General features: G+C 56.9%; 26 protein-coding genes. 16 read left to right on the forward strand and 10 right to left on the reverse strand.

Annotated features, from left to right (window positions below):
- Nucleotides 1–75 precede the first annotated feature (75 nt).
- The 3 genes from HP062_RS10095 to HP062_RS10105 all read right to left on the reverse strand — a co-directional run bounded on the left by HP062_RS10095 (nucleotide 76) and on the right by HP062_RS10105 (nucleotide 3,229).
- Entirely contained in the window at nucleotides 76–1,647 is a 1,572-nt protein-coding gene (locus HP062_RS10095; RefSeq protein WP_010456092.1) for a GGDEF domain-containing protein, read from the reverse strand.
- A gap of 65 nt (nucleotides 1,648–1,712) precedes the next feature.
- Nucleotides 1,713–2,504 (reverse strand): aldolase, encoded by a 792-nt coding sequence (locus HP062_RS10100; RefSeq protein WP_102594046.1) that lies wholly within the window; start codon nucleotides 2,502–2,504, stop codon nucleotides 1,713–1,715.
- Between the two features lie 20 nt (nucleotides 2,505–2,524).
- Nucleotides 2,525–3,229 (reverse strand): haloacid dehalogenase type II, encoded by a 705-nt coding sequence (locus HP062_RS10105; RefSeq protein ID WP_077750254.1) that lies wholly within the window; start codon nucleotides 3,227–3,229, stop codon nucleotides 2,525–2,527.
- 108 nt (nucleotides 3,230–3,337) lie between these two features.
- Between HP062_RS10105 and HP062_RS10110 the strand changes: the two genes are divergently transcribed.
- Both HP062_RS10110 and HP062_RS10115 read left to right on the forward strand, forming a co-directional pair.
- Nucleotides 3,338–4,186 (forward strand): LysR substrate-binding domain-containing protein, encoded by an 849-nt coding sequence (locus HP062_RS10110; protein WP_145306008.1) that lies wholly within the window; start codon nucleotides 3,338–3,340, stop codon nucleotides 4,184–4,186.
- A 110-nt stretch (nucleotides 4,187–4,296) separates the two neighbouring features.
- A complete protein-coding gene (locus tag HP062_RS10115) occupies nucleotides 4,297–4,764 on the forward strand; it encodes a hypothetical protein (protein WP_010456100.1) in 468 nt (155 codons plus the stop codon).
- Nucleotides 4,765–4,835: 71 nt separating this feature from the next.
- Here HP062_RS10115 and HP062_RS10120 read toward each other — a convergent pair whose 3' ends face one another.
- Nucleotides 4,836–6,587: a murein L,D-transpeptidase gene (locus HP062_RS10120; protein ID WP_172791363.1), complete on the reverse strand. Its 1,752-nt coding sequence runs from the start codon at nucleotides 6,585–6,587 to the stop codon at nucleotides 4,836–4,838.
- 81 nt (nucleotides 6,588–6,668) lie between these two features.
- On the opposite strand from HP062_RS10120, the gene HP062_RS10125 reads away from it, so the two are divergent.
- From HP062_RS10125 to HP062_RS10165, 9 genes are all read left to right on the forward strand, one after another.
- The gene (locus HP062_RS10125) at nucleotides 6,669–7,373 is read left to right on the forward strand and encodes a murein L,D-transpeptidase catalytic domain family protein (RefSeq protein WP_172791364.1); all 705 of its coding nucleotides are present in this window, start codon (nucleotides 6,669–6,671) and stop codon (nucleotides 7,371–7,373) included.
- 159 nt (nucleotides 7,374–7,532) lie between these two features.
- Complete coding sequence (locus tag HP062_RS10130) at nucleotides 7,533–9,233, forward strand: copper resistance system multicopper oxidase (protein ID WP_172791365.1); 1,701 nt, start codon at nucleotides 7,533–7,535, stop codon at nucleotides 9,231–9,233.
- Nucleotides 9,234–9,243: 10 nt separating this feature from the next.
- Nucleotides 9,244–10,131 (forward strand): copper resistance protein B, encoded by an 888-nt coding sequence (locus HP062_RS10135; protein ID WP_083376262.1) that lies wholly within the window; start codon nucleotides 9,244–9,246, stop codon nucleotides 10,129–10,131.
- Nucleotides 10,132–10,186: 55 nt separating this feature from the next.
- Nucleotides 10,187–10,558 carry a copper homeostasis periplasmic binding protein CopC gene (gene copC / locus HP062_RS10140; protein WP_010456110.1) on the forward strand — a complete coding sequence of 124 codons (372 nt, stop codon included), beginning with the start codon at nucleotides 10,187–10,189 and terminating at the stop codon, nucleotides 10,556–10,558.
- Between the two features lie 3 nt (nucleotides 10,559–10,561).
- Nucleotides 10,562–11,497, forward strand: a complete 936-nt coding sequence (gene copD / locus HP062_RS10145; protein WP_010456112.1) for a copper homeostasis membrane protein CopD — start codon at nucleotides 10,562–10,564, stop codon at nucleotides 11,495–11,497.
- 85 nt (nucleotides 11,498–11,582) lie between these two features.
- Nucleotides 11,583–11,975, forward strand: a complete 393-nt coding sequence (locus HP062_RS10150) for a hypothetical protein (protein WP_102594041.1) — start codon at nucleotides 11,583–11,585, stop codon at nucleotides 11,973–11,975.
- Between the two features lie 104 nt (nucleotides 11,976–12,079).
- Nucleotides 12,080–12,502, forward strand: coding sequence for a hypothetical protein (locus HP062_RS10155; protein WP_172791366.1), 423 nt, complete (start codon nucleotides 12,080–12,082; stop codon nucleotides 12,500–12,502).
- Nucleotides 12,503–12,600: 98 nt separating this feature from the next.
- Nucleotides 12,601–12,870 (forward strand): heavy-metal-associated domain-containing protein, encoded by a 270-nt coding sequence (locus HP062_RS10160; protein WP_154912801.1) that lies wholly within the window; start codon nucleotides 12,601–12,603, stop codon nucleotides 12,868–12,870.
- 160 nt (nucleotides 12,871–13,030) lie between these two features.
- Nucleotides 13,031–13,822, forward strand: coding sequence for a transporter substrate-binding domain-containing protein (locus HP062_RS10165; RefSeq protein ID WP_172791367.1), 792 nt, complete (start codon nucleotides 13,031–13,033; stop codon nucleotides 13,820–13,822).
- Nucleotides 13,823–13,955: 133 nt separating this feature from the next.
- Here the strand turns inward: HP062_RS10165 and HP062_RS10170 are convergent, their stop codons facing one another.
- Entirely contained in the window at nucleotides 13,956–14,156 is a 201-nt protein-coding gene (locus HP062_RS10170; RefSeq protein WP_077750262.1) for a hypothetical protein, read from the reverse strand.
- Between the two features lie 243 nt (nucleotides 14,157–14,399).
- On the opposite strand from HP062_RS10170, the gene dusA reads away from it, so the two are divergent.
- Nucleotides 14,400–15,395 (forward strand): tRNA dihydrouridine(20/20a) synthase DusA, encoded by a 996-nt coding sequence (dusA, locus tag HP062_RS10175; protein ID WP_169856847.1) that lies wholly within the window; start codon nucleotides 14,400–14,402, stop codon nucleotides 15,393–15,395.
- 53 nt (nucleotides 15,396–15,448) lie between these two features.
- Here the strand turns inward: dusA and HP062_RS10180 are convergent, their stop codons facing one another.
- A complete protein-coding gene (locus tag HP062_RS10180) occupies nucleotides 15,449–16,282 on the reverse strand; it encodes an undecaprenyl-diphosphate phosphatase (RefSeq protein WP_077748253.1) in 834 nt (277 codons plus the stop codon).
- Nucleotides 16,283–16,780: 498 nt separating this feature from the next.
- Here HP062_RS10180 and HP062_RS10185 point away from each other — a divergent pair, with 498 nt between their 5' ends.
- From HP062_RS10185 to HP062_RS10200, 4 genes are all read left to right on the forward strand, one after another.
- On the forward strand, nucleotides 16,781–17,521 hold the full coding sequence (locus tag HP062_RS10185; RefSeq protein WP_010456243.1) for a winged helix-turn-helix domain-containing protein: 741 nt from the start codon (nucleotides 16,781–16,783) through the stop codon (nucleotides 17,519–17,521).
- Nucleotides 17,522–17,549: 28 nt separating this feature from the next.
- Nucleotides 17,550–18,311: an EAL domain-containing protein gene (locus tag HP062_RS10190; protein ID WP_172791368.1), complete on the forward strand. Its 762-nt coding sequence runs from the start codon at nucleotides 17,550–17,552 to the stop codon at nucleotides 18,309–18,311.
- Nucleotides 18,312–18,340: 29 nt separating this feature from the next.
- The gene (locus HP062_RS10195; protein WP_010456247.1) at nucleotides 18,341–19,030 is read left to right on the forward strand and encodes a helix-turn-helix domain-containing protein; all 690 of its coding nucleotides are present in this window, start codon (nucleotides 18,341–18,343) and stop codon (nucleotides 19,028–19,030) included.
- 360 nt (nucleotides 19,031–19,390) lie between these two features.
- Nucleotides 19,391–20,785 carry an undecaprenyl-phosphate glucose phosphotransferase gene (locus HP062_RS10200; RefSeq protein WP_172791369.1) on the forward strand — a complete coding sequence of 465 codons (1,395 nt, stop codon included), beginning with the start codon at nucleotides 19,391–19,393 and terminating at the stop codon, nucleotides 20,783–20,785.
- Nucleotides 20,786–21,083: 298 nt separating this feature from the next.
- On the opposite strand, the gene HP062_RS10205 is transcribed toward HP062_RS10200, so the two are convergent.
- Genes HP062_RS10205 through HP062_RS10220 form a run of 4 tightly spaced genes read right to left on the reverse strand, consistent with a single transcriptional unit; the run spans nucleotide 21,084 to nucleotide 25,652 of the window.
- The gene (locus HP062_RS10205; protein WP_169856831.1) at nucleotides 21,084–23,162 is read right to left on the reverse strand and encodes a YjbH domain-containing protein; all 2,079 of its coding nucleotides are present in this window, start codon (nucleotides 23,160–23,162) and stop codon (nucleotides 21,084–21,086) included.
- Nucleotides 23,159–23,920 carry a capsule biosynthesis GfcC family protein gene (locus tag HP062_RS10210; protein ID WP_010456254.1) on the reverse strand — a complete coding sequence of 254 codons (762 nt, stop codon included), beginning with the start codon at nucleotides 23,918–23,920 and terminating at the stop codon, nucleotides 23,159–23,161. The genes HP062_RS10205 and HP062_RS10210 overlap by 4 nt, the downstream gene beginning before the upstream one ends.
- Nucleotides 23,917–24,582 carry a YjbF family lipoprotein gene (locus HP062_RS10215; RefSeq protein WP_042932700.1) on the reverse strand — a complete coding sequence of 222 codons (666 nt, stop codon included), beginning with the start codon at nucleotides 24,580–24,582 and terminating at the stop codon, nucleotides 23,917–23,919. The genes HP062_RS10210 and HP062_RS10215 overlap by 4 nt, the downstream gene beginning before the upstream one ends.
- A gap of 14 nt (nucleotides 24,583–24,596) precedes the next feature.
- The gene (locus HP062_RS10220) at nucleotides 24,597–25,652 is read right to left on the reverse strand and encodes a polysaccharide biosynthesis/export family protein (protein WP_081853998.1); all 1,056 of its coding nucleotides are present in this window, start codon (nucleotides 25,650–25,652) and stop codon (nucleotides 24,597–24,599) included.
- Nucleotides 25,653–25,655 lie beyond the last annotated feature (3 nt).

The raw sequence follows: 25,655 nt of genomic DNA on the forward strand, positions 1-25,655 counted from the left end.
GAAAACAGACGGATCTGACAGGTAGACAGACGGACAAGCGACTGTTGCAGGGCTGAAACAACGGCACAAAGTGTCTCAACGGTCTGAGCGCATCAACGCCTCCACGCCGCCCTCCAGCGACAACACGGATGCACGGTTTCGACCGGAATGTTTGGCCTGATACAACGCCGCATCCGCTCGTTCGATGAACAGTTCGATGCTGTCACGCCCGGTCGGCACGAACGCGTAACAGCCAAGACTGACCGTCACATATCCCGTGGGTGAACCGTTGTGAGTGATGTTCTTGTCCATGACGCTGCGGCGGATCTGTTCGGCAATCACCAACGCACCGTGAATGTCGGTGTCAGGCAGCAGCACCGCAAACTCCTCGCCGCCATAACGCACCGCCAGGTCTGCTTTGCGGTGGCAGCAACCCTTGACCGCACGCGCCACTTCCGCCAGGCAGTGGTCCCCTGCGACGTGGCCGTAAGCATCGTTGTAGCGTTTGAAGTAATCGATATCGAGCATGATCAGGCTCAGCGAACTCGACTGCCGGGCGCCTCGGCCAAACTCGATGTCCAGCGCCTGCTCGAACAGTCGGCGATTGGCCAGGCCCGTCAGGCTGTCATGAGTCGCGATCAGCTTCAGTGCTTCCTTGGCCTTGCGCAAATCGGCCTCGACCCGTACGCCGACGCGCACCTGGCGAACGAACACCCAACCGAACAGACCGACACCCAGCACCACCAAGGCAACGATGACGCAGGATTGAAATGCGGTGTCGTACCAATCCTTGAGAATCGAATCCCTGGACGATGCCGCCGAGACCACCAGCGGATAGGCGTCGAGTTGACGGTAGCCATACAAACGTACAACGCCATCGATCACCGAGCTGATCATCGCGTTGCCGGCGGGCGCGTTGGGCAAGAGTTTATGAAAGATTTCGCCCTTGGCCAGGGACGTGCCGATCTGTGATTCCACAAACGGCCTTCGCGCCAGCAACGTGCCGTCGGTCAGCGCCAAAAACATCGAGCCGTTGTCATCGATGCTGAAGCTTTTGAAGAACTGATCGAAATAGGCCATTTTGATTCCGGCCAACACCACGCCCTGGAAGTTGCCGTTCTTGTCGTTCACCCGTTTGGAGAGCGGAATGATCCACTCTCCATTTTCCCGACTGCGAACCGCCGGCCCTATGTGCGCGAGGGTGGATGCGTTCTGCTGGTGGAACGTGAAGTACTCTCGATCCGACACGCCCGGACCGCGGGTCAAATCATCGAACGACGTCACGACCCACTGCCCTTGCTTGTCGAACAGAAATATCCCGTGCAATTGGTCGAGCGCCTGCGCCCGCCGGGCAAAAGTTTTCTGCAAGCGTGGCTTTTGTGCCGCGCCGTAGCCATCGACCTGAATCCAGTCCACCAGACTGGTCAACACCAGGTCGGCTTTCATAAAGGTGTCTTCGGCCTGCTGTGCCATGGCGCGAGCCAGGTTCGAAGACGCGACTTGCGCCACGTCCAGCGCGTGGCGCCGCGATTGCTCCAGTTGCAGATAAAGCAGACCACAGAGACACAGGCACACCGTCGCGATAAACAGCACCGCTGCCTTGAGCAGAGATAACCGTTTCAAAGCGCCGCCAGGAGTTTGCTGCGGGTCTTGAGTGAGGATAGGCAAAAGCTCGTCCTGTAAGGGCAAGGCATGGGCAAAGGCCCAAAGCCCTTAATTTTTGTGAGCTTAGTCTACCCGCTAGTGTGGGGCAATTGTCCTTTGGCCAGCCGCCGCATCGCACTGTGCAAATGCGCCCGAGCACTTTCGGCATCGCCCAGGCGCATTTGCTCGTAGGCCCGCCGGGCAATGTCGTGGGGCACCGGTTTGAGTTCGCGCTGGGTCGCCATGGCCATCAGTTGCACTTGCGCGGCACGCTCCAAGTAGTACAAATCATCCCAGGCTTCGGCGATGGTCGGCCCCGCGACAATCACCCCGTGGTTCTTGAGGAACAGGATGTCAGCGTTGCCCATGACACTGGCGATCCGGTCGCCTTCGGATTCATCGAGGGCCAGGCCGTTGTAGTTTTCGTCCACCGCCGTGCGGCCGTAAAATTTCAGCGCCGTCTGGCCCAGCCACAAAAGCGGCGGACCTTGCAGCAAGCACAACGCCGTGGCGTGAGGCATGTGAGTGTGGAACGCCACTTTCACCCTCGGCAGCTGTTTGTGCAGTCGGGCATGGATGTAAAACGCGGTCGCCTCGGGCTGTCCTTCGCCGTCCACGACATTGCCGTGGAAGTCGCACACCAGCAGATTCTGCGCCGTCACCTCGGCGAATGCGTACCCGTAGGGATTCACAAAAAACAGATCATCCCGGCCCGGCACCATCGCCGAAAAATGGTTACAGATGCCCTCCTCCAGGCCATGCAGCGCGGCCAGTTGAAAACACGCAGCCAACTCGGTGCGGGCGGTAATGACGGCATGTGAATCGAGGTTGAGATCGGCATAACGCGCGGAACGCGAACCGCCTGCAAGGGTGTGTGCCATGACGAGGTCTCCGTGTTTTGTTACCAGCCGAGGGAAGTGAATAAAGGCACGACCTGATCCAGCGTGCTCAATATCTCATCGGGTCGGTAATCCGGCAGCAATTGCCGACCGGTGCCACGGTCAATCCATACACAACGAAAGTGCATGTCTCGGGCGGCGGTGTGATCCAGTGTCGGGCTGGCGCAGATGTGCACTACTTGATCTCGACTGACACCGAGCTGCTCATGAGCGTAGTCAAACAGGCGCGGATTCGGCTTGTAGGCCCCGGCCTGTTGCGCAGTGATGACTCGATCGATATGCCCCCCGAGTTGCGCGACGTTGCCGGCGATGATGTCGTCGTCGGTGTTGGAGACGATGCACAGTTTGAAACCCATTGCCTTGAGTTTCGCGAGGGTCTCGATCACCTCAGGGAACGGCGGCATCCGCGGAATCGCGCCGGCCAACCGCTGACTGTCTTCGGGCCGACTCGTCAGCCCCAACTCCTCCAGGGCGAGCTGCAACCCGAGCGTACTCAGTTGGCGAAACGAGCGATGCGGTGGAGTCTGCTCCAGCCGATGTTCATGCCGGTCGTAGACCTCGATGAGGCGATCGGCTTCAACGCTGTGGTCGCCCTTGTCGTGCAGGATGTCGGCGACCACGGCCTTGAGGCCTTCATCCCACTGGATCAACGTGCCGTAACAATCGAAGGTTAGCCATTCGGGACGCGGGGTATTTTCGAGTGTCATGTTTGTATCCTCTGAAGGGTGATCTTCAGATTACGAGCCGCTAGTGATAGTGTGAAATTAAATTAATGTCGACTAGTCAGTAGGAAATCAAATATCAAGGAGATCGCCATGCTTGATCTTGAATTGCTCAAGACCTTCGTCTGCGTGGTCGATGAAGGCAGCTTCACCCGCGCTGCCGAACGCGTGCACCGAACCCAATCCACGGTGAGCCAACAGGTTCGCAAGCTGGAAGTTTTGGTCGGTCATTCCCTGCTCCTGCGTGACCGAACTGGCCAGAACGTCACCGTCACCGAGCATGGCGAACTGCTGATTCACTATGCCCGACGCTTGTTGGCCCTGTCCTCTGAAGCCGTTGAAGCCTTGGCCAGCGACCTGGATCTGGAGATCCTGCGCATCGGCGTACCGGAGGACTTTGATGCGAGGCGTATGGCGCTGATCCTTGCCGGTTTCAATCGCGCCCGCCCGCACGCCCGGCTGGAAACCGTCAGCGGCATGAGCACGGATCTGAAGCAGAAACTCGCATCGGGTGAGATCGACATCGCCTTGGTCAAACGCGAACCGGACAGCGGACCGTGCTGGGCGGCGTGGCCGGAAGTGCTGGTGTGGGTCAAAGGCGCGGGGGTGGACTCGGCCAACGGCGTGTTGCCATTGGCGTTGTTTCCGCAAGGGTGCATTTATCGGCAGCGGGCAATCCGCTTGCTGGACGTGGCACAGCGCCCCTGGCGCGTGGCGTTTGGCAGCCATAGCTTGACCGGTATCCAGGCGGCAGTCGCTTCGGGGCTGGGGGTGTCCGTGCTGCCGGCTTCGGCGGTGTTGCCGGAGCACAGCGTGTGCACCGATTTGCCGGAGTTGCCACCGACGGAGCTGGCGTTGATCAGCCGCGAGGGCGCGTTGACCGGGTTGCAGCGGGATTTGGTGGAGTTTTTGCGGGAGGAGTTGGCGGTCTTGGGCAATTGAGTGTGAATAGAAATGATTTGTCACGCTTGTGTCGCTGACATGACGCAGGGCAAAGCGCGGATAGCAGTGAAGGAGCTACGATTACTCTTACATCACGACAGGGAATCGAAATGAGTAAGGCAGACGAACTCGCGGCGAAGTTGAAACAGACCCGGTCTACCAGCGCAGATCAGATGATCGACAGTTGGCCCGGCCAAGTCTACGAGTTGTATGAGCAGATCGAGGCGTGGCTGAAGCCGCTGACTGAGGTAGGCCTGATTCTGCGACGCAATCCGACACATGTCTTCGAGTGCGATTCAGAGGGTGCGACTTTCGATTACGCGATCGACCAGCTTCTGATCGAAGGCAATGAGCACGGCATTACCTTCGACCCTGTTGCGCGCTTCACTGAAGATGGCGCTGGGCGTGTCGAGATTCACTCGACGGGCAAAGAACTCGCGCTGTTGCGCACAGCGGACGCGGATGGCGAGACACATTGGTGGTTGCAGGTGATTGAGCAGGCCGGACAGCAACTGGATGCGGTTGCGTTGACGGAGAACAATTTACTTTCGGTGGTGCAGGAAGGCCTGCAGCTTTAACACCCAGACGAACAACGAAGACAGATCACCCACACCGGAAAGGGGACGGACTTACTATCAAGTCCAATCCCCTACTGCCGCGCCGGTCCCGCCGCCACCACCGATCCCACCGCCGAATGCAAATCCAGCACTGGCATCGGCGACGGCCGATTCAGCGCCCGCAACACCGGCGCATCGTAGCCATACACATCAGGCTTGAACGCCACTCGCCCGTCGCTGCCCAAATCCACGGTCCAGTACGCCAGCAACACCGGCACTTTCACCGGAAGCCGAATGTTCTCGGTCTTGCCGCTGGCCAACTGCTTTTGAATACCTTCGCTGTTCCACCGGACCGGGTCGTTGAACAACAATTCCACAAGCTGCAGCGGATTCTCTACCCGAATGCAGCCCGAGCTGGTCGCGCGGATGGTTTTTGCAAACAACTCGCGGTGCGGTGTGTCGTGGAGGTAAATCGCATAGTCGTTGGGAAAGCGGATCACCACCCGGCCCAGCGAACTGTCAGGCCCGGCGTCCTGGCGCAACGTGAGGCCGCGTGGGTTGGTCCAGTCCACACTCGATGGATCGAGCACATTGCCTTCGCGATCAAGCACTCGAATGCGATTGGCGGCGAGGTAGCCGGGGTTGCTCTGGATCTTCGGCAACACGTCCTCCTTGAGGATCGTCGGCGGCACTGTCCAGGTCGGGTTAAACGTGATGTAGGTAATCTGCGCCTGGAAGACTGGCGTATTGCGCGCCGCTTTACCGACCTGCACCCGGGATCGCCAGATCGGCACGCCATCGCGGTACATCGCCACCTTGTAGCCGGCGATATCGACGATGACGAATGTGCCCTGGAGTTTGTAGAGCAGCCAACGTGCACGCTCCATGTTCACGCGGACCTGGTCGATGCGCGCATCAACGGGCACGTTCAGCGCTGCCAGTGTTGTCGCCCCTGCCATGCCGTCCGCACTCAGGTATTGCTCGTTCTGATACTTTTTCACCGCGGCGGTGACGGCGCCGTCGTACTGGGTGCCGTGGATCAATCGCGGATCGAGAAAACCGGCCGCGACCATCCTCGCGCGCAATTGCGCGACCGCCGGTTCGTCCATGCCCGGTTTGAGCGAATGATCGACCACCACTTTCGGCCAGCCGCCCCGGTCCCGAATACCGCGCAGTTGCGCCAGGGCCTGACGCAAACCGACGTACACCGCTTCTTGCGGCGGTGCCTGGGCAAAAGCCTTCGCCACGTCGTGATTGTCGAGCGCGGCGAAGAAAGCATTGACGTCGTCACGTGGATCGACGCCATTCGAATCAAAATTCCAGTGAATGTCGAGCCGCGAAGGGTCGACCTTGCCCCGCCGCAACTGCAGCAGCGCGGTGATAAACGTATGCGTGGTCGCCATATCGAACGCCGCCCGCTGCTCGGGCGTCACCGGTGTCGTCTGCATCGTGGTTTGCGACCGGACCAATTCATCGATATGAAAGTCTGCCGGGGTCAAGCCGTCGGCCTCAGTCGCGTTCAGGCTGGCGATCAATTGCGCGACATCGCTGTCATTGGTCCACGCCGCGCGATAGGCACGATGGGTATAAAAATCCATGACAAGACGACTGACATCCACCCGCCGATTGCGTGGTGCGGTCAGCAGCGGCGGAAATGCGGTTTTCAACGGTTCAAGCGAGGCCTGAATCGCTTGACCGACGTTATCGTCCGCTGCGGCCTCGATAATGGAGGTTGGCGCAGTTAGCGGCTCAATCGACGACGTTTGCGCAAGTGCTGTGCCGCTTATCAGAAAGCCCATAAAAAATACGCGGCTTATGACGAATAACCTTGTTAAAAGCACCATGAATAATCCTTAATCCCCCGCATTCAACGCCCGGCTTGCAACGCACTGCTAGACTCGAACTTAACATGATGAGACATCTATATGGCGCCACTACGTTTTGGCTATCTACTTCCGGCCCTGCTACTGACTGCAATGTCCGTACCGTCAGCCTACGCCGATTCGCTCGCGGCCGCCCTCATCAAAGCGGCCCCGAAAGCTAACGCCAACGTCATCAACCTCGCCGTTCGCGCCTCGCAATGCAGCATCGCTCAAGGCAAAGCGCCTGTCCAAAGACTTGCGGTTATTGATTATTCCCTGCCTTCGACCGAGCAACGTTTATGGGTGTTCGATTTAAAGAAGCGCAAGTTGCTGTTTCATGAACTGGTCGCCCATGGACGCAATAGCGGCGAAAACATGGCCGTCAACTTCTCCAACCAGAATGAAAGCTTCGCTACCAGCCTCGGGTTGTATCGCACCCAGCAGAGCTATGTCGGACAGAACGGTTACTCGCTACGCATGGAAGGCCTGGAGCCGGGTTTCAATGACAACGCGTTTGACCGGGCCATCGTGATTCATGGCGCGCCTTATGTGAGTCCGGTCCTGGCCCGTGCGAATGGACGTATTGGCAGAAGCCTCGGCTGCCCGGCGGTCAGACCAGCGGTCGCTCGTCGGCTGATTGATTCGATGAAGGGAGGCCAACTGTTGTTTTCCTACTATCCGGATCAGCGTTGGCTGAAGTCTTCTTCGTATATCAATTGTGGCAGCGGCACGGTGGCTGATACATCCGCGCCAAAAAAACACCTTTAAGAATAGGCGCCCGTCCAGTGGTGCCTCCCTCCTGCTTCACCGAGCCTACATCGGTGAAACTGTCAAAACTGTAATCTCAGCCTCAGCCTTCTGAAAGGCACCGCTCGGTAGCCTCATCGTCAAGCTAGCTCCAAGCTGACGGACAGGGAACACAACGGCATGCATTCCAACACTACAAGACGCACCTTCGTGAAAGGGCTGGCCGCAGGCGGACTGCTGGGTGGCCTCGGCTTATGGCGCACGCCGGTCTGGGCAATCACCGGCCCTGGCGAACCTCAGGTGTTGACGGGCACCGACTTCGATCTGTCGATCGGCGAAACCCCGGTCAACATCACCGGCAACCCGCGCACCGCCATGGCCATCAACGGCGGCATTCCCGGCCCCCTGCTGCGCTGGCGCGAAGGCGACACGGTGACGTTGCGGGTGAGGAACAAGCTCAAAGTCGACACGTCCATTCACTGGCACGGCATCTTGCTGCCGGCCAACATGGACGGCGTACCGGGCCTGAGTTTTCACGGCATCGAACCGGGCGGCCTGTACGTCTACCAATTCACAGTCCGGCAGAATGGCACCTACTGGTATCACAGCCATTCGGGCTTTCAGGAACAGTCCGGCGTTTACGGCCCGCTGGTCATCGATGCCAAGGAGCCAGAGCCATTCCAGTACGACCGCGATTACGTGGTGATGCTGACCGACTGGACCGACGAAACCGCCGTCGGCCTGATGAAGACGCTGAAAAAGCAGTCGGATTACTACAACTACAACAAGCGCACCGTGGGTGATTTCATCCATGACGTCAGCGAAAAAGGTTGGGGAGCCACCGTCGCGGATCGAACGATGTGGGCCGAGATGAAGATGAACCCCACGGACATCGCCGACGTCAGCGGCGCCACTTACACCTACCTGATGAACGGCCAGGCGCCGGACATGAACTGGACCGGTGTATTCCGCCCCGGCGAAAAGCTGCGGCTGCGGTTTATCAATGGCTCCGCCATGAGCTACTTCGACGTGCGCATCCCCGGGTTGAAAATGACGGTAGTCGCAGCCGACGGTTTGCACATCAAACCGGTGAGCGTCGACGAGTTTCGCATCGCAGTGGCAGAGACGTTTGACGTGATTGTCGAGCCGACCGAAGCGGCTTACACGCTGTTCGCGCAATCGATGGATCGCACGGGTTTTGCACGGGGTACGCTGGCAACGAAGCCAGGTTTGTTGGCGCCGATCCCGGCCCTGGACCCTCGACCGTTAGTGACCATGGATGACATGGGCATGGGCGGCATGGACCACAGCAGCATGGGCGATATGGCAGGCATGGATCACAGCAGCATGGCCGGCATGCAGTCTCATCCAGAGACGGAAAAGGACAACCCGCTGGTGGACATGCAAGCCATGTCCACCTCGCCCAAGCTCGACGATCCCGGACTGGGCCTGCGCAACAACGGACGCCGAGTCCTGACCTATTCCGACCTGCGCAGCACCTTCGAAGACCCGGACGGCCGCGAACCCGGCCGCACCATTGAGCTGCACCTCACCGGCCACATGGAGAAATTCGCCTGGTCGTTCAACGGCGTGAAATTCGCGGACGCCGAGCCGCTGCGCCTCAAGTACGGCGAGCGCGTCCGGATTGTGCTGGTCAACGACACGATGATGACCCACCCCATTCACCTGCACGGCATGTGGAGCGACCTCGAAGACGAGAATGGCGAGTTCATGGTGCGCAAACACACCATCGACATGCCGCCCGGCTCCCGGCGCAGCTATCGGGTCACCGCCGATGCGCTCGGCCGCTGGGCCTATCACTGCCATCTCCTGTACCACATGGAAATGGGCATGTTCCGTGAAGTTCGCGTGGAAGAATGAGGCGCATCCCATGACCCGATTGACTCAAATATCTTTAGCACTCGTGACCGCGGGCCTGACGCTCTCTTCGGCAATGGCCGCCACTGACGACATGCAGGGCATGGACCATAGCCAGATGACCGGCATGGACCACAGCCAGATGCAAAGCATGGATGACGGCCAGATGCAGCCCGCCGCGCCGACTGAAAGCCGCACGCCGATCCCGACGCTGACCGACGCCGACCGCGCCGCCGTGTATGCCAGCCCGACCGGCCACGGCGTGCATGACACCGCACTCAACTATTATTTCCTTGCCGACAAACTCGAATGGCAGGACGCGGACAACGGCAGCGTCCTGGCCTGGGATCTGTCAGGCTGGATCGGCGGCGACATCGACCGTCTGTGGCTGCGCTCCGAAGGCGAACGCACCAACGGCAAGACCGAAGACGCCGAAATCCAGGCCCTGTGGGGCCATGCGATCTCCCCATGGTGGGACGTGGTGAGTGGCGTGCGCCAGGATTTCAAACCCGGTGCCCCACAAACCTGGGCCGCCTTCGGTGTGCAAGGCATGGCGCTTTACAACTTTGAAACCGAAGCCACGGCCTTCATCGGTGAGGGCGGCCAAACCGCTGCACGACTGGAAGGCGACTACGACATCCTGTTGACCAATCGGCTGATTCTGCAGCCGACTGCCGAACTCAACTTCTATGGCAAAAACGATCCACAGCGGGGTATCGGCTCCGGCTTATCCAACACCGAGGCCGGCCTGCGGCTGCGCTACGAAATCCGCCGGGAGTTCGCGCCCTATATTGGCGTGACCTGGAACCGCACTTACGGCAAAACCGCCGATTACGCCAATGATGAAGGTGAGGATCGCAGCGAAGCGCGCCTGGTCCTCGGCGTTCGGCTGTGGTTTTAAACGCTTCAACTCAAAAAACCAAAAACCAACCGTTGAAAACGGTAAGAGGCCTCGCATGCGCATGATCAAAACCACCGTTGTTGCCTTGGGACTGCTGCTGAGCACATTCGCTCAAGCCCACCCGAAATTACTGTCCTCCACCCCCGCTGAAGGTGCAGTAGGCGCAGCACCCGCCAAAATCGAACTGCACTTTTCCGAAAATCTCATGACCCAGTTTTCCGGCGCGAAACTGGTCATGACCGAAATGCCCGGCATGGCCCACGCCCCCATGCCGATGAAAGCCAAAGTCTCCGGCGGCGGCGACCCGAAAACCATGGTCATCACCCCGCTTTCGCCACTGCCCATCGGCACCTACAAAGTCGAATGGCGCGCGGTGTCTTCGGACACTCACCCGATTACCGGCAATGTTACGTTCAAAGTGAAGTGATGAATGAGCGACTCGATCGGCATTGCCCTGCGGTTTGGCTTGTATGTGGATTTGATGCTGCTGTTGGGCTTGCCGCTGTTTGGGTTGTACAGCCTTAAAGGGCGGGAACGCGTGTCAGGCGCGGTGTTACCGTTTCGGTTGATGCTGGCGGGGACGGCGGCGCTTGGGTTGCTGTTGTCTATTGCGAGCATGGTAGTGATGGCGAGCGCCATGAGCGGTGAAACGGCCTTTGCCGAGTTACGTCCACACCTCGAGATGATGGTGTTGGAAACGGACATGGGCCTGGCCTGGGTCGTGCGTATCGTCGCACTGGTTGTTGGTGGATTGGCGGTGATGCTCAATCATCGTGCCCCTGGCGTTGGCTTGCTGGTTGCGACGATTGCTGGCGGTATCGCCCTCGCCTCTCTCGCCTGGAACGGACATGGCGCGATGGATGAAGGCATCCGCCGTGTCTGGCATTTCACCACCGACATCCTGCACTTGCTGGCCGCAGGAGTGTGGCTGGGAGCGCTAGTGGCGCTTGCGTTGATGGCGAAAGCCAATGTTCTGCAAACCGAAGAGCGCATCCGGCTGCTGGCCCGCGCAGTGACAAGGTTTGAAGTGGTGGGCGCGTTGATTGTGGTCGTCATCACCGTCACGGGTGTTGTGAACTACCTCTTCATCGTTGGGCTGGAGCTTGATGACTTATTTCTAAGCACCTACGGGATTTTGCTGTTTATCAAAGTCACCTTGTTTGCAGGGATGCTGGTGCTCGCCGCGTTGAACCGGTTTCACCTTGGACCGTTTTTGCAGAGGTCGTTGCGCAACGGGCAGTATTGGGTAGCGGCGAATGCACTGCGGCGCAGTGTGGTGATGGAGTTGGCTGCGGCCGTTCTGATTGTTGGGCTGGTGGCCTGGCTGGGGACGTTGAGTCCAGAGATGGAAATGGCCGCGGAGTAACGTAAAGGGCGCCACTTGATATAGATCAACGACAGCCCCCTACACAGGGCTACGCTCAAAATAACCCTCAGATCGGATACCAGACATGCACGGGCTCCGCACCCATCTACCGCTGCTGATCCGCCAAGTGCTCGCACTGTGGCTGTTAGCCTTTGCGGTAGCGGCGAGCCAGGGTTGTCTTAGCCTGCCGCCCCATGATCTGAACGCCGCCCATGAAATCACCAGCAGCGCTGGCCATGACAATAGTCATGAGCAGCATGCCAGCGGCTGCCTGCAATACTGCGAACACAGCGCCACAGCACTGCCCCCCGCACAGACCTTGCCCACCTTCGAACACGCCCTTTGGGCCGTCCTGTTTCTGCTGCCTGCGCTGATTCTGAGTGTCCGCTCCCAGACTCCGTTCGCGTTTCTCACCTTACACCGACCGGCGCCACCCCGGCCGCCAGCGCGCCTGCGCTTCGTTCGCTTCAACGATTAAAACCACTCTCCGAGCGTCCGGAGTTCCGACCGCCCCTCCTTTGGCTTCGCCTCTTTAGCGCGGCTCAATAGTTCCTGTACGTCCCTGACTCACTGGAGATTGCCATGCATACGCACTTCAAAGCACTCGTCGCCGCACTGCTCATCAGTAGCCCATTGGTTGCCATGGCCGTCGAGGAGCATCACCCCGACACACCGCCAACCACACCGGCCACCGCCACCGCCACCGCCGCCACCACCACGCAAAACAAGGCCATGAGCGAACAGATGGAAAAAATGCAGGCGGCCCACGAAAAAATGATCGCCGCCAAAACCCCGGCCGAACGCCAGGCCGCCATGCAAGAAGGCATGGCCACGATGAAGGACAGCATGGGCATGATGCACAACCATTGCCAAGGCATGGGCATGGGCATGGGTATGGGCAAAGGCATGTCCGGCGACAAGAACCACGCAGAACAGATGATGGACATGATGATGAAAATGATGGAACAGCAGTCGAGCATGATGAAGATGCCGATGGCGCAGTAACCGCCTGAAAGAAGCACTTGACCTTGCCATCGTGGCAAGGTCAACCATCGAACCCTGTCATCACACCACCGCCACTCATGGCGAAAGAGGTTTACGCAATGAACGGTACAGAATTGCAAGTCGAAGGCATGAGCTGCGGCAGTTGCGTCAAACACGTCAACGCTGCGTTGCTGCCACTGGCCGGGGTTGGTGAAGTGACTGTCGACCTGGCGTCTGGCCGGGTCAAAGTGACCGGGGACATCGACAGCAATGTCCTGTTATCGGCACTGAATGAGGCAGGGTATCCAGCTAGCGTGTTGAAGGGTGAACGCCCCCAAAGCGTCGAGAAAAAGTCGGGGTGCGGCGGCTCCAGTTGCTGTTGTCATTGAGTCCGAACGGCCAGGATGACATCGAGGCCAGACCGCATTTTGCAAACACAACAATGGGCGCTCCCACAATGAGCGCCCTTTTTCGTCGTGGATAGCAGCCGGGAAACTGTTTCACTACACTCCACTTTTTCTAACCCACCCGGATAAAAGCCCGCCAAAAATGAAAACCATAAAATGCACAATGATGCTCGGTGGCCTGCTCGCTCTATCCTTCGGCGCTCAGGCACAGGACGGCCCTTCGCATCTGGACAGCATCATCCAGCAAAACCAACTGCGCGTGTGTACGACGGGCGACTACAAACCCTATACCTCCAAAGCCGAGAACGGCGAGTACTCGGGGATCGACATCGCCATGGCCCACACATTGGCCGACAGCCTCGGCGTCAAGGTTGAGTGGGTGCAGACCACGTGGAAAACGCTGATGCCCGACATGCTGGCCGGCAAGTGCGACATCGGCGTCGGCGGCATCTCGGTCACCCTGGAACGCCAGAAAAAAGCCTTCTTCAGCACCACACTGGATGTCGACGGCAAAATCCCGTTAGTGCGCTGCGAAGATCAGGCCCTCTACCAGACCGTCGAACAAATCAACCAGCCTTCGGTTCGCTTGGTTGAACCGGCCGGTGGCACCAACGAAGCGTTTGTCCACGCGTTTCTGCCCAAGGCGCAATTGAGCCTTCACGACAACGTGACGATCTTTCAGGAGCTGCTGGATAAAAGGGCTGACGTGATGATTACCGATGCGTCGGAAGCGTTGTATCAGCAGAAACTTAAACCCGGGTTGTGCGCGGTTAACCCGAGCCAGTTCATGCAGTACGGCGAGAAGGCTTACTTGCTGCCCCGCGATGACATGACCTGGAAGTTATACGTCGACCAATGGCTGCACCTGGCCAAGGTGACAGGTAACTATCAGAAAGTCCTGAGCGAGTGGATAGCAACGCCCGCCCCCAAATAACCGCCACACATCGTTCCACGCAAGCGCTGGCGAAGCCGCGTCCAGCTGAGAAACAGTCCCTCATTCAGCACTCGCGGTACATCAGGTAACAACGCGCCCCGACGGAAACATCTTCCGTCGGGGGCATTACGCCTTAGTCGTCGCGGAGCAACCCTGAGCTGTACTCGCTGAAATTGCTACCGATAGCGCTTCCGCCAAGGTTCAACTTGTTGGCGCCATGGCCGTCGAACGATTGGCAGCCATCTGAAAAACAGGTGCTGGTGCTGACGCCTGAGCAGGCGCTTAACAGCAAGGCACTGGTGATCATCATGACTTTGAAGAGATTTGAGATCATTTTTCATGTTCCTGGGGGGCTGGAAGCTTGGTAGTTCGACTACGCCTCATCCTAGGACGCCAATTCGTCAGACATTATGAAACTTGGCTGGGCGACAGGATTGGTTCAGCCAAGACGGTTTCTTGAGGCAAAAAAGGCGCTCTGTTCTGTTGCAACGCCACCCCAGTAAGACTCGTCTCCACCTCAAAAGCCCATTCCTGATAAACTCCCCCACCTCCCAGCCCCATCGATTCCAGACCCCCAATGCCCCCAATCACCGCCACACCCGCCCCGCTCTCCCGCCGATTCTCCGTGGCGCCGATGATGGATTGGACTGACCGCCACTGCCGTTTTTTCCTACGTCTATTATCGAAAAACGCCCTCCTCTACACCGAAATGGTCACCACCGGCGCGCTCCTCAATGGCGATCACGAACGCTTCCTCCGTCACAACGAAGCCGAACACCCGCTCGCCCTGCAACTCGGCGGCAGTGTTCCGTTGGACCTGGCCGCCTGCGCCCGTATGGCTCAGGACCACGGTTACGACGAGGTGAATCTGAATGTCGGCTGTCCGAGTGATCGGGTGCAGAACAATATGATCGGCGCGTGCCTGATGGGGCATCCGCAGCTGGTGGCGGATTGTGTGAAGGCGATGCGCGATGCGGTGTCGATTCCGGTGACGGTGAAGCACCGGATCGGGATTAATGGGCGGGACAGTTACGAGGAATTGGTTGATTTCGTTGGCACGGTTCGGGATGCAGGGTGCACGAGTTTTACGGTACATGCGCGGATTGCGATTCTGGAGGGCTTATCGCCGAAAGAGAACCGTGACATTCCGCCCCTGCGTTATGACGTGGCGGCGCGGTTGAAGGCGGACTTTCCGGAGTTGGAAATTGTTCTTAACGGCGGGATCAAGACGCTGGAAGCCTGTCACGCGCATTTGCAAACGTTTGACGGTGTGATGTTGGGCCGCGAGGCGTATCACAATCCTTATGTGATGGCTGAGGTGGATCAGCAATTGTTCGGCAGTACGGCGCCGGTGATTAGCCGGGCGGAGGCGCTGGCGAAGTTGCGGCCTTATATAGCGGCGCATATTGATGCGGGCGGTTCGATGCACCATATCACCCGGCACGTGCTGGGGCTGGGCACCGGGTTCCCGGGGGCACGCAAGTTTCGGCAGTTGTTGTCGGTGGATATCCACAAGGCTAAAGAGCCTTTGGCGTTGCTGGATCAGGCAGCTGAGTTGCTTGAAGGGCGTTAATCCGTTTTATCTTTTAAATACCAGGCTGGTGGGTCCGCAGCCTGGTTCACGTGTCAGAGCGCTGCTGCTTCAGTCCAGTTAACCCAACCGAATGCCCATGTGGCCAGGATCACCAGACCGAATGCAATTCGGTAACAGGCGAACGCGGCGTAGCTGTGGCTGGCGATAAACTTGAGCAAGCCGCGCACGGCGATCATGGCGAAAAAGAACGCGGTGACGAAGCCTAAGGTGAAGACTGGCAGGTCGCCAGCCTGGAACAGATCCCGATATTTGTAGCCTGAGTAGACGGCGGCACCGACCATGGTTGGCATGGCCAGAAAGAACGAGAACTCGGTGGCTGCCTTGCGCGACAGTCCAAATAGCAACCCACCGATAATGGTCGATCCTGAGCGTGAGGTGCCCGGTATCATCGCCAGGCATTGAGCGAACCCGACCTTTAACGCGTCGGTCCAACGCATGTCGTCAACATGGTCGACATACACCCTATGTTCCCGCCGCTCAGCCCACAACATAACGATACCGCCCACTACCAATGCCACCGCCACGGTGATTGGATTGAACAGATATTCGTGAATCTTATCGGCGAACAATACACCTAATACAACGGCAGGCATAAAGCTGATCAATAAGTTCAAGGTAAACCGTTGCGCATTACGTTGGGTTGGCAAGCCTGTGACGATCTCGAGGATCTTGCGCCGAAACTCCCAGACCACGGCCAGGATCGCCCCAAGTTGAATGATGATATTAAAAGCCATGGCACGCTCACCGCCGAAGCCGAGCAGGTCCGCGACAATGATTTGGTGCCCTGTACTTGATATGGGTAAAAACTCTGTCAGCCCTTCCACCACGCCTAAAATCAATACCGTTACGGTAGTCCAAAAATCCATTAACCCCCTCATCTACAAAAGCAAAACTGCTGACGAACTGACGATTTTATCGCCAACGAGTCAGTAAAACGCATTCAGACCTGCATTAAAACTCAACGTTAATAATTGTCCATGAATGTCACCATCAACCAGAACGTTACATAACAAGAAATATCAGCCAGTTCCAAACAAAACACATACTAAAACCGGCACTTAAAGCAGCCTAGTTCTGGCAACTCATAAGGCCTCCATAAAAATCCAACTAAGGCAGCTTCAACCGCCCACCCAGGCTTATTGAACTGGAAAAGCGGGACATTGCGCGAAAAGATGGCACAATGATGCCTATTTGCCACTGTGCATGCCAAGCATCAGGGACACAAAGGATCTCGCCAGATTGCTCAACAATGTTAAAAAAATTGTGACACCTGCTTGAAAACCCGGGAAATGTTACCAATTGTCAGTCACAAATGAGAATTGGTGCTTTAACATCCAAATGTCAGCACCCAGCCGAGTCAAAGCATGATGCTTACAGGGAAATTAACGAATACCAGCCACAGCCACACAAAGGAGGTGACGGGTATTCTCACCATTGGGCGGACCCATAGTTTAGCTGAGGGTTTCAGGGCATTAGTTGCAAGCTATGTAGCGCATGATATACCCGTTGACACTATGTGCTTCAACAACTTGTTTAGAAAAAATAAGGGTTCCCATTCATACCGTGCAGTATTCATTGTCATTGACAGCCCTCAGGCGTTTGATGAAAGCATCGCCCTGGTGGAAAATATGCGTGCCGATAACCAGGCCCTTATTATCTTTGTAGCCATCACCGGCAAAGGCACCTACAACAAGATGAGATACTATCTTGCCGGCGCCGACCACTGCATTAAATTCAGTACGCTTCCTGAAGATAACCCGGACGTACTTTCCGAGTTTTTTAATAGCGCAGAATGGCACAAGCAACACAGTTTACTCTTGGACCCCACGCGTATGTGCCTGATTGGAGACTATAAAAAACTGGATGTTTCGTTTCCGGAAATGAAAATCCTGGAAGCCTTTGCCGAAACAAGAAATCAAATACTGAGCCATGATGAAATCGCCAGAATCATGGGTCTGAATATAACGTTTTATGACCCAAGGGCCTTGGAAAAATCTATCAGTCGCCTGCGCGGCAAGATAAAAGGCATGTATGGCACCAACGCCATTCAAAGTATTCGTGGGCATGGATATCGTCTCGTCAGGGGTCTCATCTCGACCGCCTGATGATTAATATGCAGGGAGTTATTGCATTATGAACGCAACGATGAGCGCGTCACACATCTATCGTGCGAGTCATTATCTGTCTCGACAATTGATCCTCACTCGTGATGACTGCCCATTTGGCAGCGAGATCAGAATACAGTTTGACGACAGTCCGGCTCAGCCAGCCCATGCATCTTTTGCGGCATCCATGCAGCAGATGAGCGGCATCTACAGTGAAGTGCTCATGCAGACCCGGTTGATTGCCTTTTCGCTGAAAGACCATAATATATCCAGCAAAAACAAATACTTAAGTCGTAGATTTGTCTGCGTCGGACAATCAGACCTCGCCGATTCAGCACTCGCGGAAGAGTTGGTACAGTCCAGCGACGCCCTGCACAACTTTGGTCAGACGCTGGTTATCGCTTTCAATGAACTGCCTCTTTCGGCGGTCAGTTTCAGTGAAAAAAAGAAGATTCTCAACAATGTGTATCTGTTGAAAGACCACGGCATAGAAATCGCGTTCGATGGTTACAACATCGACAATGAAAGTATCGAGATCTTTACAACCCTGAATCTTTTCGACTATATCAAGATCCCTCTTTCAACCCTAGACTTAAGCCTTAAACTCACGGGCAACCCCGAATTATTCAATCGTCTCCACGAACGCATGACCATGCTGACCCACACCACTAAAGTCGCCTTCATAGCTGACAGAGTGGAGCATGCCGCGAGCCATATACTGGCGCGCGCGCTGCCGTTTGAATACTTTCAAGGGAGCCATTACTCCCCTGCCGACAACCTTTTGAATTAAAAACTGAGTATGCCCTTCAGGAGAGAGACATGGAAAGCAGTACACCCCTCCCCAGAAAATATTTTGTCGTCGTTACTCACAGCCCGGCATTACAACTAGAGCTTGAGGCATTATTATCGAGCGAGCGATATAACTCATTTGGTACGTCGCAGGCAAAGATGTTTGTCGAGGGTGTTGCCCTACCCTCATCCGCCCCTAAACTAATGGAATTTATTTCCCCTCACCTGGACAGAATTGTCCCTCCCGTTATCAGACATGATACACAGCGCATTCTCTCTTCATTCGAATCCGAGTGGCGAGCGGCCCAGTCCGATACGCGGTTCAGCAACATATCCTCACGGGCAGATGAAGACCGGGAAAACACCCAGGATTCACTCCTCAACGAGGCGGTAAAACCGCATTATCCCTATACAGAAGCCTGGCGATTGAGTCATGGCAATGGTGCGTTGATCAAAGATGACGTAGAGGTTGTCTTGACCGGGCTAGAAGCCACACTGGTCAAGAAAATGCTGCACCATGATGAGCGAGTCGTAAGTAAAGATGATCTTATTCGGAGCATCGGCAGAGAACCCGAGCATTATCGAGGCCTGGAAATGTGCTTGAGCAGGCTACAGGAAAAGTTCAAGAGTGCCAGCAATGGTGAACGTTTGTTCCGGGCCGTGAGGAATCGTGGCTATTGCCTGATTCAAAAAATAGTACGGGGGAAAAGTCTCACCTGAATCAATAAGATTGATCGCAATGGTAGTGCATACAAAAACAAAAAAGCACCCCACCATTTCACCCTCCGGCCCCTCCCCTCTCCGCAGACCATCTCGCTTGCCCCTTCCTGAAATCAACTTTCATTATCGACTATTTCTAACACTTCGCCGCCTCAATATAACCAGCACACCAACTTACCACTCGTTAAAAGTCGTCAGACAGCTTTCTGCCCAATAAATTAATCTATTCACTGACGAGCACGCCGCACAGTGGCATTTCGACCGTCAATGTTTTGCCCTCTTATAAAAATAATAATGCTTACCACATCAACTTGGCTCTTGTCTGTCGACACGCGAATGGACGTATTTTGGGGATATCGCATGGTTAACAATCTTCGTATCAATCGAAATACCCACCTCAAAGGATTGACCTTCTGGGGACAATGGGCACTGGGTCAGGGCTTTGTTGTAGCCCTGTTGTTTCTATTGGTTTATTACCACACCGGGACGGTGGAGTTCTATTACCGAGTGTGCGCAATTCTAACGGTACTTGCCTCGGTGCCCGCCTATACCTGGTGTGGCGTCTATGCAAAGAAAGATAATTACCTGGAGGGATTGGGACGTTTGTTGGTGGGCTGGACAATGACCCTGGCGGCATTGGCCTGTGTGGCATTCATCTGCAAGGCCGATGGACTGTTTTCCCGTCAACTGATCCTGATATGGGCAGCCTGCGGTTATCTCGGGCAGGCACTGTTGTACGTGCCGCTGCACGGATTCTCGCAATACTATCAACGGTCACTTCAAAGCGAGCATAAAACCCTGATCGTCGGTACGGGCGAGTTGGCGCTGGGTCTTGCCCGGAAGCTGCGTAGCCTTGAACACTTCCCGCTGGTGGGGTTGGTCAGCACCGACACAACGCTCCCGCTGGCGATGGGCTCACCGCCGATCGTAGGCCCGCAAGAGCATCTGCTGGCGCTGATCAAAACCCATGACATCCGCCGTTTGTACATCACGCTACCCCTGAGTGAAGCGGCAAAAATTGAAGCCATGTATATCGATTTGCTGGGGGCCAACGTCGATGTGGTCTGGGTGCCGGACTTGAACAGCCTGATGCTGCTCAATCACTCGGTAAGGGTCGTGGACGGCTTGCCGGCGATCTACTTGAATGAAAGCCCGTTGACCAGCCAGCCAACCGCCGCACTGAGTAAAAGCCTGTTGGAAAAGAGCGTGGCGCTGTTGGCCCTGGTTCTTCTAAGTCCGTTGCTGTTACTGATTGCCCTGGCCGTTAAACTCAACTCTCCCGGCCCGGTGTTCTTCAAGCAGGACCGCCACGGCTGGAATGGCAAGGTGATCCAGGTCTGGAAGTTTCGCTCGATGCGCGTGCACGATGACCTTGAGGTCAAGCAGGCCAGCCGTAACGATTCTCGGATCACTCCGGTGGGACGCTTTATCCGCCGTACTTCGCTCGACGAACTGCCGCAGTTGATCAATGTGCTGCAAGGCCATATGGCTCTGGTCGGACCACGTCCCCACGCCGTTGCGCACAACGATTACTACTCCGGGAAGATTCTCGCCTACATGGCTCGCCACCGAATCAAACCGGGGATTACCGGGTTGGCTCAAATCAACGGTTGCCGTGGCGAGACCGACACCATCGACAAGATGCAAAAACGTGTGGAGATCGATCTCAAATACATCAATAACTGGTCGTTGTGGCTGGATTTGAAGATCCTGGTGAAGACGCCTTTTACCTTGCTGTCAAAAGACATCTATTGATCACTTGAATACCAGGCACCGCAAAATGACAAGGGGACGCAAGTCCCCTTTTTCATGGGCGTCTATCAGGCGCTGAGTCGCACTTACGCCCCTGCCACACCAGGCTCCCTGACACACGGCAACACTTGTTCAAGCCGGGAGCTGAGTCAGCCCCCGGCTTATCATTGCAAGTGTGTCGTTTTAACGCAGAGAACCCTGCGCAAGATGGCGCTGCTTACTACAAGACCTTCCAGGTTGTCCCCTTTCGGTCGACCGCGATGCGATCTACAGCGCTAATCGCCCTGCAGATCGCCCGCTTTCACTCAGTGATCTTGTCGAAGTTACGGTAGAACAAGTCGCTGTCACGGCTATCGGTCATCGAGTGCAGCCAGTAGCTGCGATTGAGCCGTGCACCGCCGTCCCGGGTCAGCGGCGACCAGACGATATTGGCCCGACGCATGGTCGACATGCTCATCAGTTCATCGAACGGAATGGAGATGTAGATGCCCTTGTCGAAACTGCCTTCACCGTATTCCGCTGTCGTCGCAGTGGTCAGCGTGGCCCAGGCACCGAATCGCACGCCATTGCGGAACTCCCGTGACAGATCGACTGTGGCGCCCCAATCCCGCGCCAGGTAACGGCCGACACTGACGGCGGCCTGGGTATCGAAAGGCAAGTCGGTATAACCGGTGATATGGCCGGTCACGGTCGAGTAATCGCGCAAGCCAAAACCCTGGTTGAACTCGCGCTGACGCACGTAGTTCAGGTCTGCACCCACCGACCAACGCTGGCCTGCCGGACGGAACAGTACCTCACCGCCCACACCGGCAAACATCGACTCCAGATAGCCGCCGTAGACCATGCCATACAGGTCTTTATCCAGTTGCTCGGCGTGGCTGAACTGGAACGTGGGCATGGTGACGTCAGAGGTCGTCAGGTACTTGCGCAGGTCGGTCCGCACCCGGGGCAAACCACTTGGTGCGTCGTAGGTAAAGTTGTCGTAGTTGTTCACCAGATTGGCGCTCAGCAGGCCGCTCCACCAGGTATTGCGCGTGAAACGATACTCGGCGTCCGCATCGGCACTCAGCTGATAGAGCAAACCATCAGGGCCGCCGACGTTCTGTTTGTAGCCCAGCCCGACACCATAGCTGAAGGGATCGCGCGCGGCAGTATAGAGCGTGGTCTCGGTATGCGGCATCGCCCCGTTGACCTCAGTGGTTCGGTGCAAGGTTTGCAGCGGCTCCTCATTGTTGACCACTTCGCGGAAGGTCTCGCGCGGCACGCTGGTTTCTTCCAGCGGCATGTCGTAGCGCTTGTTCACCAGGGTGAACCAGTCGATATCGTCGTTGACGCTGTTGTCCAGAATCCGGCTGGCGCGGCCGACGGCTTTGGCCGAATGGAAATAGTTCGTCTGCTCGCCGTACACAAACAACTCGGGGCCGCGCTGAGTGATGCGCTCGACTTTGTAGCCGGCATTTTTCTGCAAACGTTGGGACACGTTGGCCCAGTTAACCTGATCCGGCGGTGTGGCGGGTGCCTGTGTCGGCAGACGCTCCGCGGGCGGATCGTAAGTCTTGGCCGGCGTCTTGCGGCTGACGAAGTTGGTGTGCAGGGTGATGCCGAACATCGCAGTATTGCCGCGCTCCCAACCCGCGCTGAGATCGACCGAATCGGTCAGCTTGAACACTGCACCGATGTTGATGGGCGAGTCCTGCTTGATGACGTTGTCTTTCGGCTCGTTTTTGTAGTCGTTGCCTTCGTACTCAAGCTTCAGGCTGAGCGGCTCCCAGGGTGTCTGGTAGGTCACGCCGCCAAACAATGAAGGTCGCCCACGAAAATAGGCATTGGTGTTGACGTCACCGGTGCCCTCGCCGTCCGGCCGGGTATTGAAGCGATCAGCCGCCCAGCCCAACGGGTTGTCGAAATCGCCTCGATTGCCGATGTATCCCCAGGCAATACCCGCGCTGAAATCAAAGTCGTCATAGCGTTTGTTGGCGACCAGGAATTCGCTGGAGAACAGGCCGGTACCGCCGATGTCGCGAAAGCCCAGGGCCAGCTCAGGCGCCCAGTGGCTTTCTTGCCACAGGCGTACCTTGAGGTCCACAGCCTTGTCTTTGTAACTCTGGTCGCCGCTCAACGATTCGGGGCCATACCGGCGGTTGGTGATCGCGGTATAGCGAAACGAGCCTTCCAGCCATTCAAATGGCTGCAATGAAACGCTGTAACGGGTATAGGGCTCGGTTCGACTGGCATTCACACTCAACTCGCCGGCCGGCGCCATTCGGGCCGTTGGCGTTTGCATCAAGCCCACGCCGCCGAAATCGTTTTGAGTCAATCGCGGCTCTGCGTGAGCCAAACCACACGGCAACAACAGCACTGCAGCAAAACGTAAATTCAAGGAACCACCTCAGCCAGTTGCGTGGCAAGAAATTCGGCCAACTGCTGATTCAGTTCAGGTATAGGCGGATTAAGATCATCGGTTTTGACAGGGACCAGGATTTTGCTGCCGGCGGCAGGCACCTGCCCGCTTTCACGATTCCACGGCGCAATGCCGACACGGCGGGTGACCCCGTCGGGCTGAACGATCCAGAGGTAATCGGCTTCGGCATCGGTCAGAGATGAACACCCTTGCAGGTAATCCCGCGCCTCTTGCAGCGGGCGAAAGGCGAGCCGGCACGGTTCGGCGACAGCGCCCAGCACTTCAACCACATCGGAACGCTTGGGGTAGATCAGGCTGTCGCCGTCATCGAGGCGGAAGTTGCGAGCGAAGCCGACCTCCACCGCGATCGGATCAAGGACCGCCACCTGGCGCCCGGTAACCGGCATGCGGCTGACTTGCTCGTACAACTGCAACGCCAATGCCGCCCGGCTGGGCCGATTGAAGAGCAATGCGGTGCGTTGCAGCACCTTCAAGTCAAACAGGACCCCGGTCTTGAGTCGGGTCTGCTCCTCAAGCAATGGTTGTCGCAGCCAGGCGGCCGCCAGCCAGTAGCTTTCAGGATTGGGTTGCGCCAAACGCATCACGTCCAGCACGCGCCCCCCGGGTTGCAGCTCGACCGGCCCCGGATTGCGCACATCACCGCTGACGTTGACTGCCGCATTCACGCCACCGCAGATCAACAACAGGCACGTCCATAACACCTTGGGAAACTTCAACGGACAGCCCCGCGCTCAGAGGTCAACTGCACGATCTTCACCCTGAGTTGCCCTGTCAGTTGCTGTTCACTCTGGAGGATGAAACCGTTATCCGGATCGACCCAATAATGATTGGTCGCGCGCAGGCCAATAGCCGGTGCCTCTATCTGCTCATCGACACGCAGCACGGCGTATTCCTTGTCCAGGATCCTGAGGGTTTCCATGGGTTTTCGGGTAAAGCGGCTGCTCACGGCAACACCCACTTCGTAACCTCGATAGAGATCGATCCAGCGCTGGCTGGTGTATCCATCGGGCAATCGGTGAAGGCCTTGCTTGAACGGCGATTGCGCTTCGATACGGGTCCCGTCCAGGTCACCTTCAAAGCCCAAACCGACCGTGCGAACCGCCAGGCCGTCGCGCAGCAACAACACCTGCTTGCCGGACGCGACCCAGTACTGCAAGTCACCTCGCTCACGCACCATCGCCAACACCCCTTCTCCGGAAGGGGTGGTCAGCTTGAGTTGCGGATACTGAACCTCGGCCACTTGCGCCGGAGTCAACTCCAGGTCGTCAGGCCCGGTGGCCACGGCTTTGAAGTTCGCCAGTGTGGCCTTCATCAGCGGATTACATCCACACAACAGCAATGCCGCCATCAAGCAGACGCTAACGTTCAACGTTCTCACAGTGGGACCAGACCTTATCTGCTGTTGGCTTCACTTAAGTTGTTTTGTGCCGCCGCGCCCATACCGAGAATCGAGGCCGATGGCACCAATTGACTGATGAAGCGGTTCCAGCGGGTAACGTTGGCAGGGCCTACATAAACAATGTCCTGAGGGCGGACATCGAAGTGAGTGGCGAGCGCCATGGCGGACGGCGACTCGGCTTGTAATTGATAGATTTTGGCGGGTTCGACATCGAGGTTTTCTACACCGCGAATGACGTACACGGCGTTGCCGTTCGAGGTGGTCTGGTTCAATCCTCCTACCGAACCAATGACGTCGGAAAGATTCATGGTGCGGGTCTTGAAGGTCAATGCACGCGGCTGATTGACCTCGCCCATCACGTAGATCTTCTTGCTGTCGTTGTAGGGCAAATACAACTGATCGCCGCCTCTGAGGTAGACCTTCTGCAACTCGGCATTCTGCTGATTGAGCGCATCGAGATTCAGCGGATAAACCCGCCCGTTTCGCGTCAACAGCAACCCGGACAAGTCCGCATTCAGCGGATCGACACCGGCCGAACCCAGGGCTTCAACCACATTGAGCGGATTGGTGGAAATCGCTTGAGGGCCTGCTTTCAATACGGCGCCCGACACCACCACTTTCTGACTGGCAAAGCGCAACACGGCGACATCCACTTGCGGGTCCGAGATGAAGGTCGACAACTTCTCGGCAATATCGGATCGCAGTTGCTGGATGGTCTTTCCGGCAGCCTGGACTTCTTTGATGTAGGGGTAATACAGCGTGCCATCGGACCGAACAAGACGGCCGTTTGCATCGATCTGCTGTTGCGCGCCAGAAGGTGCGGTCAGCTCGGGGTGATCCCATACCGTGATGTACAAGACATCGTTGTTACCGATGCGGTATTCGTCGGGCGTGGTCAACAATTCCGGGGGTAATGACTCATGTACCTGAGTGGCCCTGTCCATGGCGATAAGCTTGGGGGTAATCGGAATAAGCTCGACCCGACTGTTTTCGCTTGAGCCTTCGCGAGTGATATCGCTGGTGCTCATATGTTGGCCCGGCGAAAACATACA

It is taken from the genome of Pseudomonas sp. B14-6 (assembly GCF_013260315.1).
GTDB classification, from domain to species: domain Bacteria; phylum Pseudomonadota; class Gammaproteobacteria; order Pseudomonadales; family Pseudomonadaceae; genus Aquipseudomonas; species Aquipseudomonas mandelii.

Coding starts and splice junctions, on each gene's coding strand:
- HP062_RS10100 (WP_102594046.1), bottom strand. CDS start 2,504: ATGGCACACACCCTTGCAGGCGGTTCGCGTTCCGCGCGTTATGCCGAT.
- HP062_RS10105 (WP_077750254.1), bottom strand. CDS start 3,229: ATGACACTCGAAAATACCCCGCGTCCCGAATGGCTAACCTTCGATTGT.
- HP062_RS10110 (WP_145306008.1), top strand. CDS start 3,338: ATGCTTGATCTTGAATTGCTCAAGACCTTCGTCTGCGTGGTCGATGAA.
- HP062_RS10115 (WP_010456100.1), top strand. CDS start 4,297: ATGAGTAAGGCAGACGAACTCGCGGCGAAGTTGAAACAGACCCGGTCT.
- HP062_RS10120 (WP_172791363.1), bottom strand. CDS start 6,587: ATGGTGCTTTTAACAAGGTTATTCGTCATAAGCCGCGTATTTTTTATG.
- HP062_RS10125 (WP_172791364.1), top strand. CDS start 6,669: ATGGCGCCACTACGTTTTGGCTATCTACTTCCGGCCCTGCTACTGACT.
- HP062_RS10130 (WP_172791365.1), top strand. CDS start 7,533: ATGCATTCCAACACTACAAGACGCACCTTCGTGAAAGGGCTGGCCGCA.
- HP062_RS10135 (WP_083376262.1), top strand. CDS start 9,244: ATGACCCGATTGACTCAAATATCTTTAGCACTCGTGACCGCGGGCCTG.
- copC (WP_010456110.1), top strand. CDS start 10,187: ATGCGCATGATCAAAACCACCGTTGTTGCCTTGGGACTGCTGCTGAGC.
- copD (WP_010456112.1), top strand. CDS start 10,562: ATGAGCGACTCGATCGGCATTGCCCTGCGGTTTGGCTTGTATGTGGAT.
- HP062_RS10150 (WP_102594041.1), top strand. CDS start 11,583: ATGCACGGGCTCCGCACCCATCTACCGCTGCTGATCCGCCAAGTGCTC.
- HP062_RS10155 (WP_172791366.1), top strand. CDS start 12,080: ATGCATACGCACTTCAAAGCACTCGTCGCCGCACTGCTCATCAGTAGC.
- HP062_RS10160 (WP_154912801.1), top strand. CDS start 12,601: ATGAACGGTACAGAATTGCAAGTCGAAGGCATGAGCTGCGGCAGTTGC.
- HP062_RS10165 (WP_172791367.1), top strand. CDS start 13,031: ATGAAAACCATAAAATGCACAATGATGCTCGGTGGCCTGCTCGCTCTA.
- HP062_RS10170 (WP_077750262.1), bottom strand. CDS start 14,156: ATGATCTCAAATCTCTTCAAAGTCATGATGATCACCAGTGCCTTGCTG.
- dusA (WP_169856847.1), top strand. CDS start 14,400: ATGCCCCCAATCACCGCCACACCCGCCCCGCTCTCCCGCCGATTCTCC.
- HP062_RS10180 (WP_077748253.1), bottom strand. CDS start 16,282: ATGGATTTTTGGACTACCGTAACGGTATTGATTTTAGGCGTGGTGGAA.
- HP062_RS10185 (WP_010456243.1), top strand. CDS start 16,781: ATGATGCTTACAGGGAAATTAACGAATACCAGCCACAGCCACACAAAG.
- HP062_RS10190 (WP_172791368.1), top strand. CDS start 17,550: ATGAACGCAACGATGAGCGCGTCACACATCTATCGTGCGAGTCATTAT.
- HP062_RS10195 (WP_010456247.1), top strand. CDS start 18,341: ATGGAAAGCAGTACACCCCTCCCCAGAAAATATTTTGTCGTCGTTACT.
- HP062_RS10200 (WP_172791369.1), top strand. CDS start 19,391: ATGGTTAACAATCTTCGTATCAATCGAAATACCCACCTCAAAGGATTG.
- HP062_RS10220 (WP_081853998.1), bottom strand. CDS start 25,652: ATGTTTTCGCCGGGCCAACATATGAGCACCAGCGATATCACTCGCGAA.